Genomic DNA, 15,654 nt, shown 5'->3' with positions numbered 1-15,654 from the left:
TGTTTAACGCATTAAAGAATCAGTAAAAGATTGTAAAAATTTCTTGAAAGTGGTGGAACCTATGCAGGTAAAAACAAATATCGGCATTGTAAATGCTTTAATACGCATAACAGTCGGATTAACCGTACTGGCCTGGAGCACTTCAAAGCTTGTAAAGAGACCTTGGCGGGACTCTTATCTTGTGATGGCTATGCTTGGAGGCATGAAAGTGGCAGAGGGAATTGTCCGCTTTTGCCCTATTACAGCTCTTTTTGAAAGAGGCCAGGACATGGTTCGGGAAAAGAGAGGAAATCACAATAATAATGAGGCTGTTGAGGAGATTCTGCCTTATAATCCGTCTTAAGAAAAGCGGAAGCGCCTTGCCCACCCCCGACAAGCACAAGACGATCCTCCCGGAAAGGCGTCCTTTGCCTTTTTGGGAGGAGTGGCTTGTGACCTCGAGGGGGTAGGCACTGGAGCTAGACAGTTCTCGAAGTGCAAAGATATACTTCCATGTTTAAAAAATACAGCCCCTATTTGGGGGCTGTACTATAGAAAGGAGCTGACGATATGTTTTGGGAATACGTAATGGATATGACATTTGTGCTGACAGCCATAATCGGAAGCATTGTAGCACTTCTGTTTGTATATATCCGGAAGACTAAGAAAGGACGTGCGCGATAGCTTTACCTGCAATATCCCTGCGGTAGAATACACCTTCGCAGTGAAGGTTTTCCATTTCAGAGTATACTTTTTGCTTCGCTTCTTTCAGTGAAGACGCTCTGGCGCCTGCCAGCAGCACGCGGCCTCCATTTGTCACATACTCACCTGAGCTGTTTCGATTAGTTCCGGCATGGAAGACAAAAACATCTTCAAGCGAATGCAGTCCATGCAGAACAGCTCCTTTTTCGTATGCTTCAGGGTAGCCATTTGAAGCAGCAACCACTCCGACGATCGCTTCCTCACTCCACTCAATTTCAGGATGCTTCCCATTTAGTACTGCCAGCATTACCTCCGCCAGATCCGAATTCATCCGCGGCAAAATCACCTGTGTTTCAGGGTCTCCAAAGCGGGCGTTAAATTCGATTACCTTTGGGCCTTCTGCTGTTTTAATCAGACCAGCATATAAAATACCGGTAAAACTTCGGTCTTCCAGAACCATTGCTTTTGCTGCCGGCTTCAAAACTTGTTCAACAGCCTTTGCAATTGTTTCATCACCAATATGCGGTACCGGTGAATAAGCACCCATTCCACCAGTATTCGGGCCCTGATCTCCATCAAAAGCGCGCTTGTGATCCTGGGCAATTTCCAGCGGAAGGACGGTTTCTCCGTTCACAAAGGCCATTAAAGAGAATTCTTCCCCTTCAAGGAATTCTTCAATTACAACTGTAGAAGAAGCTTGGCCAAACTTTTCATTTAATAATAGCTCCTTAATCCCTGACATTGCTTCCTGCATAGTCATGGCCACTATTACGCCTTTTCCGGCTGCAAGTCCATCTGCTTTCAGAACAATGGGAGCGCCCTTTGCTTCAATATAGGCTTTTGCTTCTTCATAGTTGCTGAATACTCCATATTCGGCAGTAGGGATAGCATATTTCTTCATAAGCTCTTTGGCAAAGGACTTGCTGCCTTCTATTTCAGCTGCAGCCTTTTTTGGTCCAAACACCTTTAACCCGGCTTCTTCAAATCGGTCTGCCAGCCCCTCAAGCAGCGGTACTTCAGGTCCGATTACAGTCAAGTCAATTTCATTTTCCCGAGCAAATTGCACCAGCCTTTCCTGGTCATTTTCCTGAATGGCAGCCAGCACTGCTGAATCTTCCATTCCCGGATTTCCCGGAGCCGCAAAAACCTGTTCAACTGAAGGGCTTTGATTCATCTTCCAGCAAATTGCATGTTCACGTCCGCCTCTTCCAATAACTAATACCTTCATTACGCCCACCTCCGTATAATGTCAGCTATAATTGTAAGGCCCCAGTTCGAGGCGCTTTTCACTTTCAGCTACAGCGCTTAGGGACTCGAGGTCATAAGACAATCTGTTATAAAGGTAAAGAACCACCTTTCCGACAGCTTGTCTTATGCTTGAGGCTCCCAGGATGGGAGTCCTGCAGACGTTGCCACAGGTCGTGGCTCTCTTAGTCTTCGTTCCTCCTATCGAGTCGCTTCCGCTTTTCGTTTAATGCTTAAAGTGTCTAACACCTGTAAAGACCATTGCAATGCCATACTCATCAGCTTTTTTTATGGAATCTTCATCACGGATGGAACCCCCCGGCTGAATGATGGCTGTAATGCCTGCTTTGGCTGCGACTTCAACGGTATCGTTCATTGGGAAAAAGGCATCTGATGCCATTACTGCTCCGTTTGCTTTTTCTCCTGCCTGTTCAAGCGCAATTTTGGCAGAACCTACGCGGTTCATCTGCCCGGCACCAACTCCAAGTGTCATGTTTGCATCATTGACGACTATCGCATTGGATTTCACATGCTTGACGACTTTCCAGCCCAGCTTCAGTGCTTTCCACTCTTCTTCTGTCGGCTCTCTCCTGGTCGCTACTTTTACTTCGGCATTTTCAAGGGTGAACAGATCATATTCCTGCGTCAGCAAGCCGCCTTCAATAGCGGACAATCTCATCTCCGCTTTCTTTTTGCCTTCAAAAGGAATGGTCAGCAGGCGCAGATTCTTTTTCCCTTTTAAAATTTCAAGGGCTTCCTCTGAGAAGGAAGGCGCAATAATGATCTCAAGGAAGATCTCATAAAGCTTTTTAGCTGTTTCTTCATCTACTTCCCTGTTTAAGGCAATGATTCCGCCGAAAATTGAAACAGGGTCAGCTGCGAAAGCTTTTGAAAAAGCATCAAAAACATTGTCTCCTGTCCCCACTCCACAAGGATTCATATGCTTAACAGCAACTGCTGCAGGCTCTGAGAATTCTTTTACTATTTGGAGGGCTGCATCTGCATCATTGATATTGTTGTAAGATAATTCCTTGCCATGAAGCTGCTCGGCGTTCGCAATCGAAAATTCAGAACCAAGAGGCTTGCGGTAAAACGCAGCACTTTGATGCGGATTCTCCCCGTATCTCAAAGTTTGCTTCAATTCATACGTTACCGTTAATTTTTCAGGCGTTTCTTCATTTGCCAAATCTGTCATATATTCAGCGATCATCGCATCATAGGCAGCAGTGTGGCGGAATACCTTCGCAGCAAGCCTGCGGCGGGTTTCCTTTTGAACCTCTCCAGATTCTCTCAGCTGAGAAAGAACTGGTTCATAATCGGCCGGATCGACCACAACCGTTACATATTCATGGTTCTTGGCGGAAGCACGCAGCATGGCCGGACCTCCGATATCAATATTCTCTATGGCATCCTCTACCGTCACATCCGGTTTAGCGATGGTTTGCTGGAAAGGATACAAATTCACACATACAACCTGAATCGGCTGGATTCCATGCTCCTCGAGCTGCTGTTTGTGGGCTGGTTCGCCATGCTTAGCCAGCAGTCCGCCATGTATCATCGGATTTAATGTTTTCACACGACCTTCCAGGATTTCCGGAAAGCCTGTCACATCGCTCACCCCGATAACAGAAACTCCACTCTCTTCCAAGGCCTTTTTTGTACCTCCTGTTGAAATAATTTCAAAGCCCAGTTCGCTTAGCTGACGGGCAAATTCTGTTACACCATTTTTGTCGGAAACACTGATTAATGCACGTTTCTTCATGTTTGCTCCCCCTGACTTTGTTGAATAAAACTTTAGTTCTCTACCATTTTAGCACAGAAAAGACTTTGCAAAACCTGCGGATAAAGTATGTGCTCCACTTCATGTATCTTCTTTTGAAGGCTTTCCAGCGTTTCATCCGCATCTATAGCAACAGGCGCTTGAGCAATTATCGGTCCCGTATCCATGCCTTCATCGACAAAATGAACCGTCACGCCGCTTACCTTCACATTGGCTGATAATGCCTGGCCAATCGCATCCTTACCTGGAAAAGCGGGAAGAAGAGAAGGGTGGATATTTATAATCCTGCCTTCAAACTCTTTCAAAAGCGTCGGGCCAATCAGTCTCATATAGCCTGCGAGAATAATATACTCTGCCCCGCTCTCCTTCAGCTCTTGCAAAATTGCACCCTCGTACTCTGCTTTCCCTTCATAGGCTTTAGCTGAAAAAACAAATTGTGGAACACCCTCGTTTTGAGCACGCTGGATGCTGTATGCACCTGGCCGGTCACAGACAAACAGGACGATCTCAGCCTGCAAGTCCCCTTTTCTGGCGGCATCAGCAATGGCTTGAAAGTTCGTTCCGCTTCCGGAAGCAAACACTGCTATTTTTTTCATGACTTCCTCCAAGTTACAGAATTTCAATTCCTTCCTGATCCGTTACTGTCCCCATCAGATAGGCTTTTTCGCCAATTTCATTAAAATAGGCAACCAGTTCATCTGCCATTTCTTTATCTGCTGCAATCACCATGCCTGTTCCCATATTAAAAATATTGTACATTTCCTTGCGTTCCAGTCCGCCGATTTCCTCCATCACTGAAAATACTGGAGGCACTTCCCAATTGCTTTCAGTAAGCTGGGCGCCGATACCTTCAGGCAGCATGCGCGGAATATTTTCAATAAATCCACCGCCTGTAATATGTGCCATGCCCTTCAGCTTGAACTTTTTCATAGCCGCAAGCAGCGGTTTTACATATATTTTTGTAGGGCGAAGCAACTCTTCCCCTAATGTGCAGCCTAATTCTTTTACATGATCTGTTAAGGACATTTTCGCGTTTTCCAAAAACAGCTTTCTGACAAGTGAGTAGCCATTGCTGTGAATTCCGCTTGAGGCAAGACCGATCAGGACATCTCCCGCCTTGATATCTGCACCATTAATCAGACTTGATTTTTCACAGGCACCAACCGCAAATCCGGCAAGATCATATTCTTCCTCACTATACATGCCGGGCATTTCGGCAGTTTCACCGCCTACAAGTGCACATCCGGCCTGTTCGCAGCCATCCGCAATGCCCTTGACAATCGCTTCAATCCGTTCAGGTGCCGCTTTTCCGCAGGCGATGTAATCCAAGAAATACAGAGGCTCTGCTCCCTGTACGACAATATCATTTACACACATGGCGACTGCATCAACCCCAATGGTGTCATGTTTATCCATCATAAAAGCAAGCATCAGCTTCGTCCCGACACCATCTGTACCTGAAACTAAAACAGGTTCCTTCAGGTTTAATTCAGATAGATCGAACATGCCGCCAAATCCGCCCAAACCGCCGAGCACACCCGGACGAATCGTCTTCTGTACATGTTTTTTCATGCGGGAAACTGCTTCATATCCAGCTTCAATATCTACTCCAGCCTGTTTATATGCATTTGCCATCTGTCTTTCACCCCATATTAGAAAAGCGCAAGCACCTTACTCACCTCCGACAAGCAAAAGACAAGCCTCTCGCAGAAGGCGTTCTTTGCCTTTCTGGAAGGAATATCTTATGACCTCGAGGAGGCAGGCGCTGCAGCTAGTATCGTATTTCAAAGTTACTACTTCATCAATAAAGGCCGATCCTACAACTTATCGGCCAAATTAGTGCTTTTACCGGCCAAACATCAAGTTATTCGGCCAATTGAATTGTTATACTTTTTCATATGGATGCAAAGTACTTGGATATATCTCAGTTGGATATTGACCTGTAAAGCATGCCAGGCATTGTCCTTCTTTCCTGCCAATGGCTTTGACCATGCCCTCTGTACTTAAAAAGGTAAGTGTATCTGCACCAATAATTTCTCTTATTTCCTCAACAGAATGGTTGCCGGCAATTAATTCTTCCTTCGTCGATGTATCGATTCCATAGAAGCATGGATTCTTAATCGGAGGTGAACTGATCAGCACATGCACTTCAGTCGCTCCAGCTTCCTTCAGCATAGTGACGATCCGTCTGCTTGTTGTCCCGCGAACGATCGAGTCGTCCACCATGATGACTCTCTTACCTTCTACCACTCCGCGAACCGGGGACAGCTTCATCTTCACACCCTGTTCACGCAGCGACTGCGAAGGCTGAATAAATGTACGTCCCACATAGCGGTTTTTAATCAGACCCATCTCGTATGGAATGCCAGACGCTTCAGCATAGCCAATCGCAACCGAAATGCTGGAATCCGGCACACCCGTAACAACATCACCTTCAATTGGCACTTCAAGAGCCAGCTGCTTTCCAAGGTTTTTCCGGGCTGTATGCACATTGATTCCATTGATATTGCTATCCGGACGGGAGAAATATACATATTCCATCGTACACATGGCAATATTAGAGGCCATGGCAAACATTTCGGATTTGAATCCATTGTCGTCAATAATCAGGAGTTCTCCCGGAAGAATATCGCGGATATACTCTGCCCCGACCACATCAAAAGCACAGGTTTCCGATGCAATCGCATAAGCATCACCAATTTTGCCAAGTGAGAGCGGCCTCATGCCGTTCGGGTCCAATGCAACCATCATCTCGGTTTCAGTCATGATCAGAAAAGCATAAGCCCCTTTAATCATGGATAACGCATTTTTGACACGGTCCTTTAGGGAAGAGAAGCCAGCACGTTTAATCAAGTGAGCCAGTACCTCTGTATCCGAGCTCGTTTGAAAAATACTGCCCTGCCCTTCAAGCTGATGCTTTAAGGCAGTCGCATTCACCAGGTTTCCGTTATGGCAGAGAGCAAGGCTCCCGCTTTGTGAGTTGAACAGGAGAGGCTGGACATTTTCATATCCGCCCCCTCCGGCAGTGGCATAGCGTACATGTCCGATTGCCGCTTTTCCTTCCAGCTCCTTAATGGCATCTGCTGTAAAAATTTCCGTTACAAGGCCTTCACCTTTCATGCCTTTCAGCTTTTTGCCATCGGTAACAACCATTCCTGTACCTTCCTGGCCACGGTGCTGCAGGCTGTGGAGCCCGTAATAGGTGATCTGGGAAGCATCCTGATGCCCCCAGATTCCAAAAACACCGCACTCTTCATTCAGTCCTCTTATTTCAGCAAGCATGGAATAGCTCCTTTCCAGGCCTGCTTTAGAACGTCAACTTGTTCGGCAAGCAATAGGCCCTCTTCATTCGAGATATAAAGTACAGGTGCTTCTGTTACTTCACCGATTAATACTGCGTCGACTAAATTTTCGAATGCTCCCTGGTTTTCTTTTTTTACAGAAAGAAGAAAACGGGATTGTGATTCACTGAATAAAGCTGAAGTTGCATTTCCTGTAACCTTGATATCCGCTCCCAGACCTTTTGAACCGATGAGGCTTTCTGCAGCCGCTACTGCTAAACCGCCTTCTGCCACATCATGCGCAGATGCTACAAGTCCTGAACGGATTGCTTTGAGAATTTGTTCCTGTGCCTTTTCTTCTTTTTCGAGATCAAGCTCAGGCGCTTTTCCGAAAATCCTGCCATATGTCATTTTCTGCAGCTCACTGCCGCCAAACTCATCCTTTGTTTCGCCAACCAGATAAATTAAGTCCCCAGCTGTTTTGAATGATTGTGTTGTCACATAGTCATTATCCTCTACAAGTCCGATCATTCCGATGACAGGTGTCGGGTAGATCGCTGTTCCATTTGTTTCGTTATATAAAGAGACGTTTCCGCCGATAACTGGTGTATCCAATGTTCGGCATGCTTCACTGATTCCGTCTGCCGCCTTTTCAATCTGCCAGAAGATTTCAGGCTTCTCAGGATTTCCGAAGTTCAAATTATCCGTTATCGCCAATGGCTGACCGCCGGAGCAAATGATATTTCTTGCTGCTTCAGCTACAGCAATTTTCCCGCCTGTTTCTGGGTCAAGATACATATACCGTGAATTACAGTCTGTCGTCATAGCAAGTCCTTTGCGGGTGCCGCGTATACGAATAACAGCTGCATCTGATCCAGGTGCTACTACTGTATTCGTGCGAACCATATAGTCGTATTGGTCATAAACCCATTCCTTGCTGGCAATGGTCGGCTGCTCGAGAAGCTTTACAAGGGTCTCTTTGTAATCATCCACGGCTGGAATATCGTTCTCCATCGCCTGGAATTCCCGGAAATACTCAGGCTCGCTTGATGGCTTATGGTAAACCGGGGCCTCCTCTGCAAGTGCATCAACAGGAAGCTCCGCCACCAATTCGCCCTGATGAGTCAGACGAAGCATTTTATCATCAGTTACTTTGCCGACAGAAACGGCTTCCAGGCCATATTTTGAAAATAAATCAACAATCTCCTGTTCGCGTCCTTTTTTCACGACAATCAGCATTCTCTCCTGAGACTCGGAAAGCATCATTTCATATGCAGTCATGCCCGTTTCCCTTTGAGGAACAAGGTCAAGGTTCATTTCAATTCCGGATCCCGCTTTGCTGGCCATTTCAGCAGAAGAGCTTGTCAGACCTGCAGCTCCCATATCCTGAATGCCGACGAGTGCATCAGACTGAACAAGTTCAAGACATGCTTCAAGCAGTAGCTTTTCCATAAATGGATCGCCAACCTGTACAGCAGGACGCTTTGATTCTGATTGATCTGTTAACTCTTCAGATGCAAAAGTAGCACCATGGATACCGTCACGTCCAGTTTTCGCGCCCACATACATAACAGTGTTGCCTACTCCATGGGCCTGGCCTTTTTTAATGTCTTTGTGGTCGATTAAGCCGACACACATCGCGTTTACAAGCGGATTTCCTTCATAGGAAGAATCAAACTGCACTTCTCCCCCGACTGTCGGAATGCCGATACAGTTTCCATAGCCCGCAATGCCTGCGACTACTTCTTTAAAAAGGTACCGTACACGAGGAGAATCCAATTCTCCAAAGCGTAAAGAGTTGAGGAGCGCGACCGGTCTTGCGCCCATTGAAAATACATCGCGGATAATTCCGCCAACACCTGTTGCTGCCCCCTGGTAAGGCTCAATTGCAGACGGATGATTATGGCTTTCGATTTTAAACACAACTGCTTGCCCGTCACCGATATCAACAATTCCAGCTCCTTCCCCTGGCCCCTGAAGGACTTTCTCTCCTGTTGTCGGGAACTTGCTTAACACGGGCTTTGAGTTTTTGTAGCTGCAATGCTCTGACCACATAACCGAAAACAAACCGATTTCTGTGTAATTTGGCAAACGCCCGATAATCTTTTCAATCATCGCAAATTCGTCATCAGACAAACCCATTTCTTTGTATACCTTCTGTGCCTTTAACTGTTCCGGACTTGGCTCAAGCATTAACGACATGTGCTTCCCTCCATTGTTTTACGATTGATTGAAAAAGTTTCAGGCCATCTGCTCCCCCTAAAAGCTCATCAACAGCTCTTTCAGGGTGCGGCATCATACCGAGCACATTTCCCTTTTTATTGACAATGCCTGCAATGTTTTCCAAGCTGCCATTTGGATTTGTTTCATTATAAGTAAAGACAATCTGATTATTTGCCTTTAAAGTTTCTAGAGTTGCTTCATCACAATAATAGTTACCTTCGCCATGGGCGATTGGAATATTAATTACCTCGCCTTTTTCGTATGAGGATGAAAAAATAGTTTCATTGTTTTCAACCTTTAATTCGACCGTGCGGCAAATGAATTTCAGACTGTCGTTTCTTCTCATTGCTCCAGGCAGAAGACCTGCTTCAAGCAGAATTTGAAACCCGTTGCAAACACCGAGAACCGGCTTACCTGCCTCAGCCGCTTTCACAACTTCTTTCATGACATTGCTGAAGCGTGCGACAGCACCCGAACGAAGGTAATCACCGTAAGAGAAACCGCCAGGAAGAAGAATTCCGTCATATGTGTCCAAGCTTTCCGCGTCATGCCAGACATATTCTGCTTCCGCTCCGAGCTCATCCTTTACTGCATGGTACATATCGATGTCACAATTGGACCCTGGAAAAACGATCACTGCGAACTTCACTGGGTAACAGCCTCCTCAATTTCAAAGCGGTAATCTTCAATCACAACATTAGCCAATAAGCGCTCACACATTTCCTTCACTGCCTCTTCAACTGGACGGTCGCTTTTTTCCACTGTCAGTTCCATGTATTTTCCAATGCGCACATCAGACACTTCGCTGTAGTTCATGGAATGAAGAGAGTTTTTTACAACGGTTCCCTGAGGATCTAGAACACTTTCTCTTAATGTGACGAAAACTTTTACTTTGTACATACGGTTTGGCCTCCCAGTCGCGCTAAAATATTTTCATATGCATCTGTTAAATTTCCAAGGTCTCTGCGGAAAACATCTTTATCCAGCTTTTCATTCGTCTTCATATCCCATAGCCTGCATGTGTCGGGCGAGATTTCGTCTGCCAGCAGAATCTGGCCAGATTCATCTTTACCAAACTCCAGCTTGAAATCTACTAATTTAATGTCGAGGTCTTTGAAAAAACATCTTAAAATTCCATTAACCTGTAGTGCCTTTTCTTGTAATAGAGCAACTTCCTGCTTATCAGCAAGCTGAAGAACTTCAATATGATCTTCTGTCAGCAGCGGATCACCAAGCTCATCATCTTTGTAGTAGAACTCAACAATCGGTCTTGATAATTCTTTTCCTTCTTTAACTCCCAGTCTCTTAGAAAAGCTCCCCGCCGCAATATTACGGACTACTGTTTCGAGCGGAATGATATCCACTTTTTTAACAAGCTGTTCTGTCTCCGAAAGCTTTTTAATAAAATGAGAATCAATCCCCAGCTCATGAAGCTTTGAAAATAGCAGACTTGTAATCTCGTTATTCAGACGGCCCTTGCCGCTGATGCTCGCTTTTTTCTCTCCATTAAAGGCTGTTGCAGAATCTTTATATTCAATCCAGACAATATTTTCATCGTTTGTCTGATATACCTTTTTGGCTTTGCCTTCGTATAACAATACTCCTTTTTCCAATGCGGAGAGCCTCCTTTATTTTTTGAAGATTGGGAATTTTTATGATGGCAAAGAGGTAAAGACTGCTCTTTACCTCTTTATTTTTTATAAACCCAGACGGTCAAAAATAGTGTCCACATGTTTGATGTGGTAGTTATAGTCAAAGCAGTCATCTATTTCTGCTTCTGATAGCTTTGATGTAATCGTCTCGTCCTGCTCGATCAGGCTGCGGAACTGCACCTGCTTTTCCCATGCCTCCATGGCGCGCGGCTGGACAGTGTCATACGCCTCTTCACGAGTCATGCCCTTGTCAATCAGGGCCAAAAGAACACGCTGAGAGTAAATAAGCCCTAGTGTACGGTCCATATTGCGCTTCATGTTTTCAGGGAATACGGTTAAGTTCTTAACAATGTTTCCAAAACGATTCAGCATATAGTTCAGCGCAATCGTTGCATCAGGCAGGATGATTCTTTCAGCAGAAGAGTGGGAAATATCGCGCTCATGCCATAATGCCACATTTTCATAAGCAGTCATCATATAACCGCGGATCACTCTTGCCATTCCCGTCATATTCTCGGAACCAATTGGGTTGCGTTTATGCGGCATAGCTGAAGATCCCTTTTGACCTTTCGCGAAAAACTCTTCCACTTCACGCGTTTCACTTTTTTGCAGGCCGCGGATTTCAGTCGCAAATTTCTCGATTGAAGTGGCCACAAGTGCAAGTGCACCCATATAATGTGCATGACGGTCACGCTGAAGTGTTTGTGTTGAAATTGGCGCAGGCTCAATGCCAAGCTTTTCACACACATATTTTTCAACGAACGGATCGATGTTTGCATATGTTCCAACGGCACCAGAGATTTTACCGAACTCTACACCAGCCGCTGCTTCTTTAAAGCGCTCAAGGTTACGCTTCATTTCTTCATACCATAATGCAAGCTTTAAACCGAAAGTAGTTGGCTCAGCATGCACCCCGTGCGTACGGCCCATCATCACTGTATGCTTGTGCTCTTGTGCTTTGTTTTTCAGGATTTCCACAAAGCGTTCGATGTCTTTTAGAAGAATATCATTCGCCTGTTTAATTACGTAAGAAAGCGCCGTGTCAACGACATCTGTAGAGGTAAGCCCGTAATGAACCCATTTGCGCTCTTCGCCAAGCGTTTCAGATACCGCACGAGTAAAAGCGACAACATCATGGCGTGTTTCCTCTTCGATTTCTTTAATGCGATCAATGTTAAAAGAAGCATTCTCACGGATTTTCTGAACATCTTCTTTCGGAATATCTCCTAATTCCGCCCAGGCTTCACAGGCGAGAATTTCCACCTCAAGCCAAGCCTTAAAGCGGTTCTCTTCTGTCCAGATAGCTCCCATTTCCGGTCTTGTATAACGTTCAATCATGTTTTATCCTCCGATCTTTTCCTTTACAGGGGTCCAAATGCCGCTTTTTTCTACTTCTTTAAGTGCCTCTTCGGCTGAGTTTCGCAAAAGCGTCACATGTCCCATCTTGCGTTTATATTTGGCATCCTTTTTTCCGTACAAGTGAATTTTCCAATCATCCAAGTCAGGGATTTTCTTTATTAAAATCTCCTGGTGCTCTCCTAGTATGTTTACCATAACAGCAGGTTTTAATAGCTCCGTGCTGCCAAGCGGCCAATTGCATACAGCGCGGATGTGCTGTTCAAACTGGGAGGTCTCACAGGCTTCAATCGAATAATGGCCTGAGTTATGCGGACGGGGTGCAAGCTCGTTAATGTAAATCTGTCCGTCCTTTGTCAGGAACATTTCGACAGCCAATGTACCAACAAGGTTTAAAGCTTCAGCCAGCCGATTTGCTGCCTTTACTGCCCGTTCCTCAGCATCAGCTGTGATCATGGCCGGCACAATGGTCTGGTGCAGAATGTTTTCTTTATGGACATTTTCACCGACTGGGAATACCGCTTTTTCACCCGAAATATTCCGGCAGATAATAACCGATATTTCCTTTTCGAAAGTGATCCACTTTTCAAGGACACACTCGCCATTCTCAAGGAGCTGTGCAGCTTTCTTAATATCCTGCCCGCTCTTGATCACAACTTGCCCTTTTCCGTCATATCCACCTCTGGAAGTCTTTAATACGGCTGGATAGCCAAGCTTTTCTATATTATCATAAATGTCTTTTTCAGTCGTAATGATCGCATATGGCGCTACCTCGCAGCCTGCTTTTTGGATGGCTGCTTTTTCTTTTGTCCGGTCCTGAGTAATTTCCAGCACCGTGCTCCCCTGTGGGACGTATGCATTTGCACATAGCCAGTCAAGAGCATCCGCACTGATATTTTCAAACTCATAAGTGACAACATCACTTACTTTCGCCAGCTCTCTTATAGAATCTAAATGTCCGTATTCGCCAAGGATTTTAACATCCGCAATCTGGCCGCAAGGAGAATCTTCTGCAGGATCCAAAACGGCAATCCTGAAGCCATTTGCTTTAGCTGCCAGGGCCATCATTCTGCCAAGCTGTCCCCCGCCAATAATTCCAATTGTTTGTCCAGGTAAAATGGTTGTATTAGACAAGTTCATCACTGCTTTCCATTACTTCCTGTTTTGTTCTAACTCTTTTTAACTGAAGACGTTCTGCAATGGCTGTATCAAAAGCGCCAAGGATTTGTGCTGCCAGCAATCCGGCGTTAGTTGCTCCGGCTATTCCAATCGCAACAGTTGCAACCGGAACTCCGCCGGGCATCTGAACAATGGAAAGCAACGAATCCAGTCCGTTTAGAGCTTTTGACTGCACAGGTACTCCAATGACAGGAAGTGTCGTTTTCGCAGCTACCATTCCAGGCAGGTGTGCCGCTCCGCCTGCACCGGCAATAATAACCTTAATGCCTCTGTCCCTTGCCTGTTCAGCATATTCAAACATAAGATCTGGAGTCCGATGGGCCGAAACAACTTTCTTTTCAAACGGGATTTCAAGCTCTTCCAGAATTCCGCAAGCGTGCTTCATTGTCTCCCAATCTGACTTGCTTCCCATAATGACTGCTGCTTGTACGCTCATTCCTTCTCCTCCAAATCATCATCCAATATAAAAAACCCGCACAGACCCTTCTCTTATATGAGAGAAAGTAATCTGTCCGGGCTAAAAAGAACCATAAGGAAGAAACCTGCAAACGGCAGGGACCATTCCTTCTGCATGCCGGGCATATCAGCTTTCCCTCATAGTCCGGCAATTTACGGTTGCCAGGTAGAAACTTATGGGCCCTATTCCCATTATTATACGAGGGGTTTATTCACGTTTTATTTACTACCACCATATTAACAACATACTTGATATTCTGTCAATTGGAAAATCGAACAATATTAAAAGTCAGACAATTATTGTTCGTGTTTTAACCTTCTATTCGTTTTGCCTCAAAAACAATCTGCCTGCCGGCCGGTTCATAATCGACTTTACTGCCTGTCTTAACTTCTTTAAAAATAGGCTTCTCAGTCCTTCTGACAGGTATATATCCAGCCTTTTGGACTCTTTCCAGGCATTGGTCAATCGTTTCATTTTCCTGGACTTCGAATGACATTTTATTCTTGCCTTTGCTCATTGAGACAACTTTCCTCTCTTAACTGATTTTACCCAGAAGCCGCCATGAATCGTTTTTGGCTCATAAGCGATAATGAAGGCTTTTGAATCCAGCTCTTTTATCGTCTGATAAAGCTTAAGCTCATATTTTCTCGGTGTCAGGATCTGCAGAGCCATTCGATCGCCTTCAAGACCATTGGCAGCCCAGTTGGTTACGCCATACCCTTTTTCTCTTAAAGCTTTTGGCAGGTCTCTATCATATTCCTTTGTAATTACATTTACGGTAATATAGCCAAGAGCCAGCTTCTCTTCAATTTTCATGCCGACAATAACGCCGATTCCATAACCGACTGCATAAGCTATCAGATTTTGAATTTCATTCAGGTTATCCAGAACCAGCCCCAGTCCAATGACATAGATAACAACTTCGATGGTGCTTAAAAAAGCTGCCAGGTAACGCTGTCCCTTAAGCGTCAGAATCATTCTAATGGTAAAAAACGATACATATACGATATTAATAATCAAAATAATAGCGACCATAATAAAGCTGTTTTCCAACAATGCAAGTCCTCCTTCATAGGGGAACTTAGAGGCAAATGAGTGTCCTCTCCCCATTAAGTCACTATTGTACAAAAGAAATTGGCTTTTGATAACCTTTTTTCCAAAATTGATTCTTTATGTATAGGTTATCCTTTTTTGAGTGGGATGAAACTGTTTATCTTTTAATGGGTCTTGTCTGGGGGGGGGAGGATCAAACGTTTTATCTGGCAGGTTTTGGAGTTTATCTAACATGCTTGGGGTTTTATCTTGCAGGTTTATGAATTTATCTAACATGCTTTATGATTTATCTAGCAGGTTTGGGAGTTTATCTTACATTTAGCACAATCCTGCGTTGCAGAAAACGAAAATGACTATAAAGATAGGGAATGGCGCATATAATTTGATTCTGGCGCATATAGCGTGAAAGTGATGCATATCTGTGCCGAAGTGACGCATATTCAGAAACAGTGACGCATTTGTCGATCGAAGTGACGCAAAACTGCACTTTTCATATATAAAAAAGAGTCCATTTGAATCAGACACCTATCATTACACACAAAAAAGAGCACCCATCAGGTGCTCTTTCATATGCCCGGCAGCGTCCTACTCTCACAGGGGGACAGCCCCCAACTACCATTGGCGCTGAGAAGCTTAACTTCCGTGTTCGGTATGGGAACGGGTGTGACCTTCTCGCTATCGCCACCGGACTATTTGGTTTGAAGAAACTTCGTTCCCTCAAAACTAGATAATGTATGAAGAAGAATT

General features: G+C 45.0%; 16 protein-coding genes, 1 rRNA gene and 1 riboswitch. Of the genes, 2 read left to right on the top strand and 15 right to left on the bottom strand.

Annotation, left to right across the window (positions count from 1 at the left end; genetic code table 11):
• The first annotated feature begins 61 nt into the window (after positions 1 to 61).
• Together M3205_RS10640 and M3205_RS25915 are read left to right on the top strand one after the other, a co-directional pair.
• Positions 62 to 343, top strand: coding sequence for a YgaP family membrane protein (locus M3205_RS10640; protein WP_251169885.1), 282 nt, complete (start codon positions 62 to 64; stop codon positions 341 to 343).
• Positions 344 to 549: 206 nt separating this feature from the next.
• Positions 550 to 663, top strand: a complete 114-nt coding sequence (locus M3205_RS25915; RefSeq protein WP_323805933.1) for an EYxxD motif small membrane protein — start codon at positions 550 to 552, stop codon at positions 661 to 663.
• Here M3205_RS25915 and purD read toward each other — a convergent pair.
• From purD to rrf, 15 genes are all read right to left on the bottom strand, one after another.
• Positions 641 to 1,909 carry a phosphoribosylamine--glycine ligase gene (purD, locus tag M3205_RS10635; RefSeq protein WP_251169884.1) on the bottom strand — a complete coding sequence of 423 codons (1,269 nt, stop codon included), beginning with the start codon at positions 1,907 to 1,909 and terminating at the stop codon, positions 641 to 643. The two genes, M3205_RS25915 and purD, sit on opposite strands and share 23 nt — an antisense overlap.
• A gap of 243 nt (positions 1,910 to 2,152) precedes the next feature.
• Positions 2,153 to 3,688 carry a bifunctional phosphoribosylaminoimidazolecarboxamide formyltransferase/IMP cyclohydrolase gene (gene purH / locus M3205_RS10630; protein WP_251169883.1) on the bottom strand — a complete coding sequence of 512 codons (1,536 nt, stop codon included), beginning with the start codon at positions 3,686 to 3,688 and terminating at the stop codon, positions 2,153 to 2,155.
• A 32-nt stretch (positions 3,689 to 3,720) separates the two neighbouring features.
• The gene (gene purN, locus M3205_RS10625) at positions 3,721 to 4,302 is read right to left on the bottom strand and encodes a phosphoribosylglycinamide formyltransferase (protein WP_251169882.1); all 582 of its coding nucleotides are present in this window, start codon (positions 4,300 to 4,302) and stop codon (positions 3,721 to 3,723) included.
• 13 nt (positions 4,303 to 4,315) lie between these two features.
• Positions 4,316 to 5,341 carry a phosphoribosylformylglycinamidine cyclo-ligase gene (gene purM / locus M3205_RS10620; RefSeq protein ID WP_251169881.1) on the bottom strand — a complete coding sequence of 342 codons (1,026 nt, stop codon included), beginning with the start codon at positions 5,339 to 5,341 and terminating at the stop codon, positions 4,316 to 4,318.
• A 249-nt stretch (positions 5,342 to 5,590) separates the two neighbouring features.
• Positions 5,591 to 6,988 carry an amidophosphoribosyltransferase gene (gene purF, locus M3205_RS10615; protein ID WP_251169880.1) on the bottom strand — a complete coding sequence of 466 codons (1,398 nt, stop codon included), beginning with the start codon at positions 6,986 to 6,988 and terminating at the stop codon, positions 5,591 to 5,593.
• On the bottom strand, positions 6,973 to 9,189 hold the full coding sequence (gene purL, locus M3205_RS10610) for a phosphoribosylformylglycinamidine synthase subunit PurL (RefSeq protein WP_251169879.1): 2,217 nt from the start codon (positions 9,187 to 9,189) through the stop codon (positions 6,973 to 6,975). The genes purF and purL overlap by 16 nt, the downstream gene beginning before the upstream one ends.
• A complete protein-coding gene (gene purQ, locus M3205_RS10605) occupies positions 9,173 to 9,859 on the bottom strand; it encodes a phosphoribosylformylglycinamidine synthase subunit PurQ (RefSeq protein ID WP_251169878.1) in 687 nt (228 codons plus the stop codon). The genes purL and purQ overlap by 17 nt, the downstream gene beginning before the upstream one ends.
• Complete coding sequence (gene purS / locus M3205_RS10600; protein WP_251169877.1) at positions 9,856 to 10,110, bottom strand: phosphoribosylformylglycinamidine synthase subunit PurS; 255 nt, start codon at positions 10,108 to 10,110, stop codon at positions 9,856 to 9,858. The genes purQ and purS overlap by 4 nt, the downstream gene beginning before the upstream one ends.
• The gene (gene purC / locus M3205_RS10595; RefSeq protein WP_251169876.1) at positions 10,098 to 10,823 is read right to left on the bottom strand and encodes a phosphoribosylaminoimidazolesuccinocarboxamide synthase; all 726 of its coding nucleotides are present in this window, start codon (positions 10,821 to 10,823) and stop codon (positions 10,098 to 10,100) included. Before purC ends, purS begins: the two co-directional genes overlap by 13 nt.
• Before the next feature lie 84 nt (positions 10,824 to 10,907).
• Positions 10,908 to 12,200, bottom strand: coding sequence for an adenylosuccinate lyase (purB, locus tag M3205_RS10590; RefSeq protein WP_251169875.1), 1,293 nt, complete (start codon positions 12,198 to 12,200; stop codon positions 10,908 to 10,910).
• 3 nt (positions 12,201 to 12,203) lie between these two features.
• Positions 12,204 to 13,358, bottom strand: a complete 1,155-nt coding sequence (purK, locus tag M3205_RS10585; protein WP_251169874.1) for a 5-(carboxyamino)imidazole ribonucleotide synthase — start codon at positions 13,356 to 13,358, stop codon at positions 12,204 to 12,206.
• Complete coding sequence (gene purE, locus M3205_RS10580) at positions 13,345 to 13,833, bottom strand: 5-(carboxyamino)imidazole ribonucleotide mutase (protein WP_251169873.1); 489 nt, start codon at positions 13,831 to 13,833, stop codon at positions 13,345 to 13,347. The genes purK and purE overlap by 14 nt, the downstream gene beginning before the upstream one ends.
• 141 nt (positions 13,834 to 13,974) lie before the next feature.
• Positions 13,975 to 14,076: riboswitch (purine riboswitch) on the bottom strand.
• A gap of 88 nt (positions 14,077 to 14,164) precedes the next feature.
• Complete coding sequence (locus tag M3205_RS10575; RefSeq protein WP_251169872.1) at positions 14,165 to 14,371, bottom strand: NETI motif-containing protein; 207 nt, start codon at positions 14,369 to 14,371, stop codon at positions 14,165 to 14,167.
• On the bottom strand, positions 14,368 to 14,910 hold the full coding sequence (locus M3205_RS10570) for a DUF2179 domain-containing protein (protein ID WP_251169871.1): 543 nt from the start codon (positions 14,908 to 14,910) through the stop codon (positions 14,368 to 14,370). The genes M3205_RS10575 and M3205_RS10570 overlap by 4 nt, the downstream gene beginning before the upstream one ends.
• Before the next feature lie 569 nt (positions 14,911 to 15,479).
• Positions 15,480 to 15,596, bottom strand: a 5S ribosomal RNA gene (gene rrf, locus M3205_RS10565).
• Positions 15,597 to 15,654 lie beyond the last annotated feature (58 nt).

Origin of the sequence: Cytobacillus firmus (genome assembly GCF_023715565.1) — a bacterium.
GTDB classification, from domain to species: domain Bacteria; phylum Bacillota; class Bacilli; order Bacillales; family Cytobacillaceae; genus Cytobacillus; species Cytobacillus firmus_C.
This window is presented reverse-complemented; position numbering and strand designations above follow the sequence as displayed.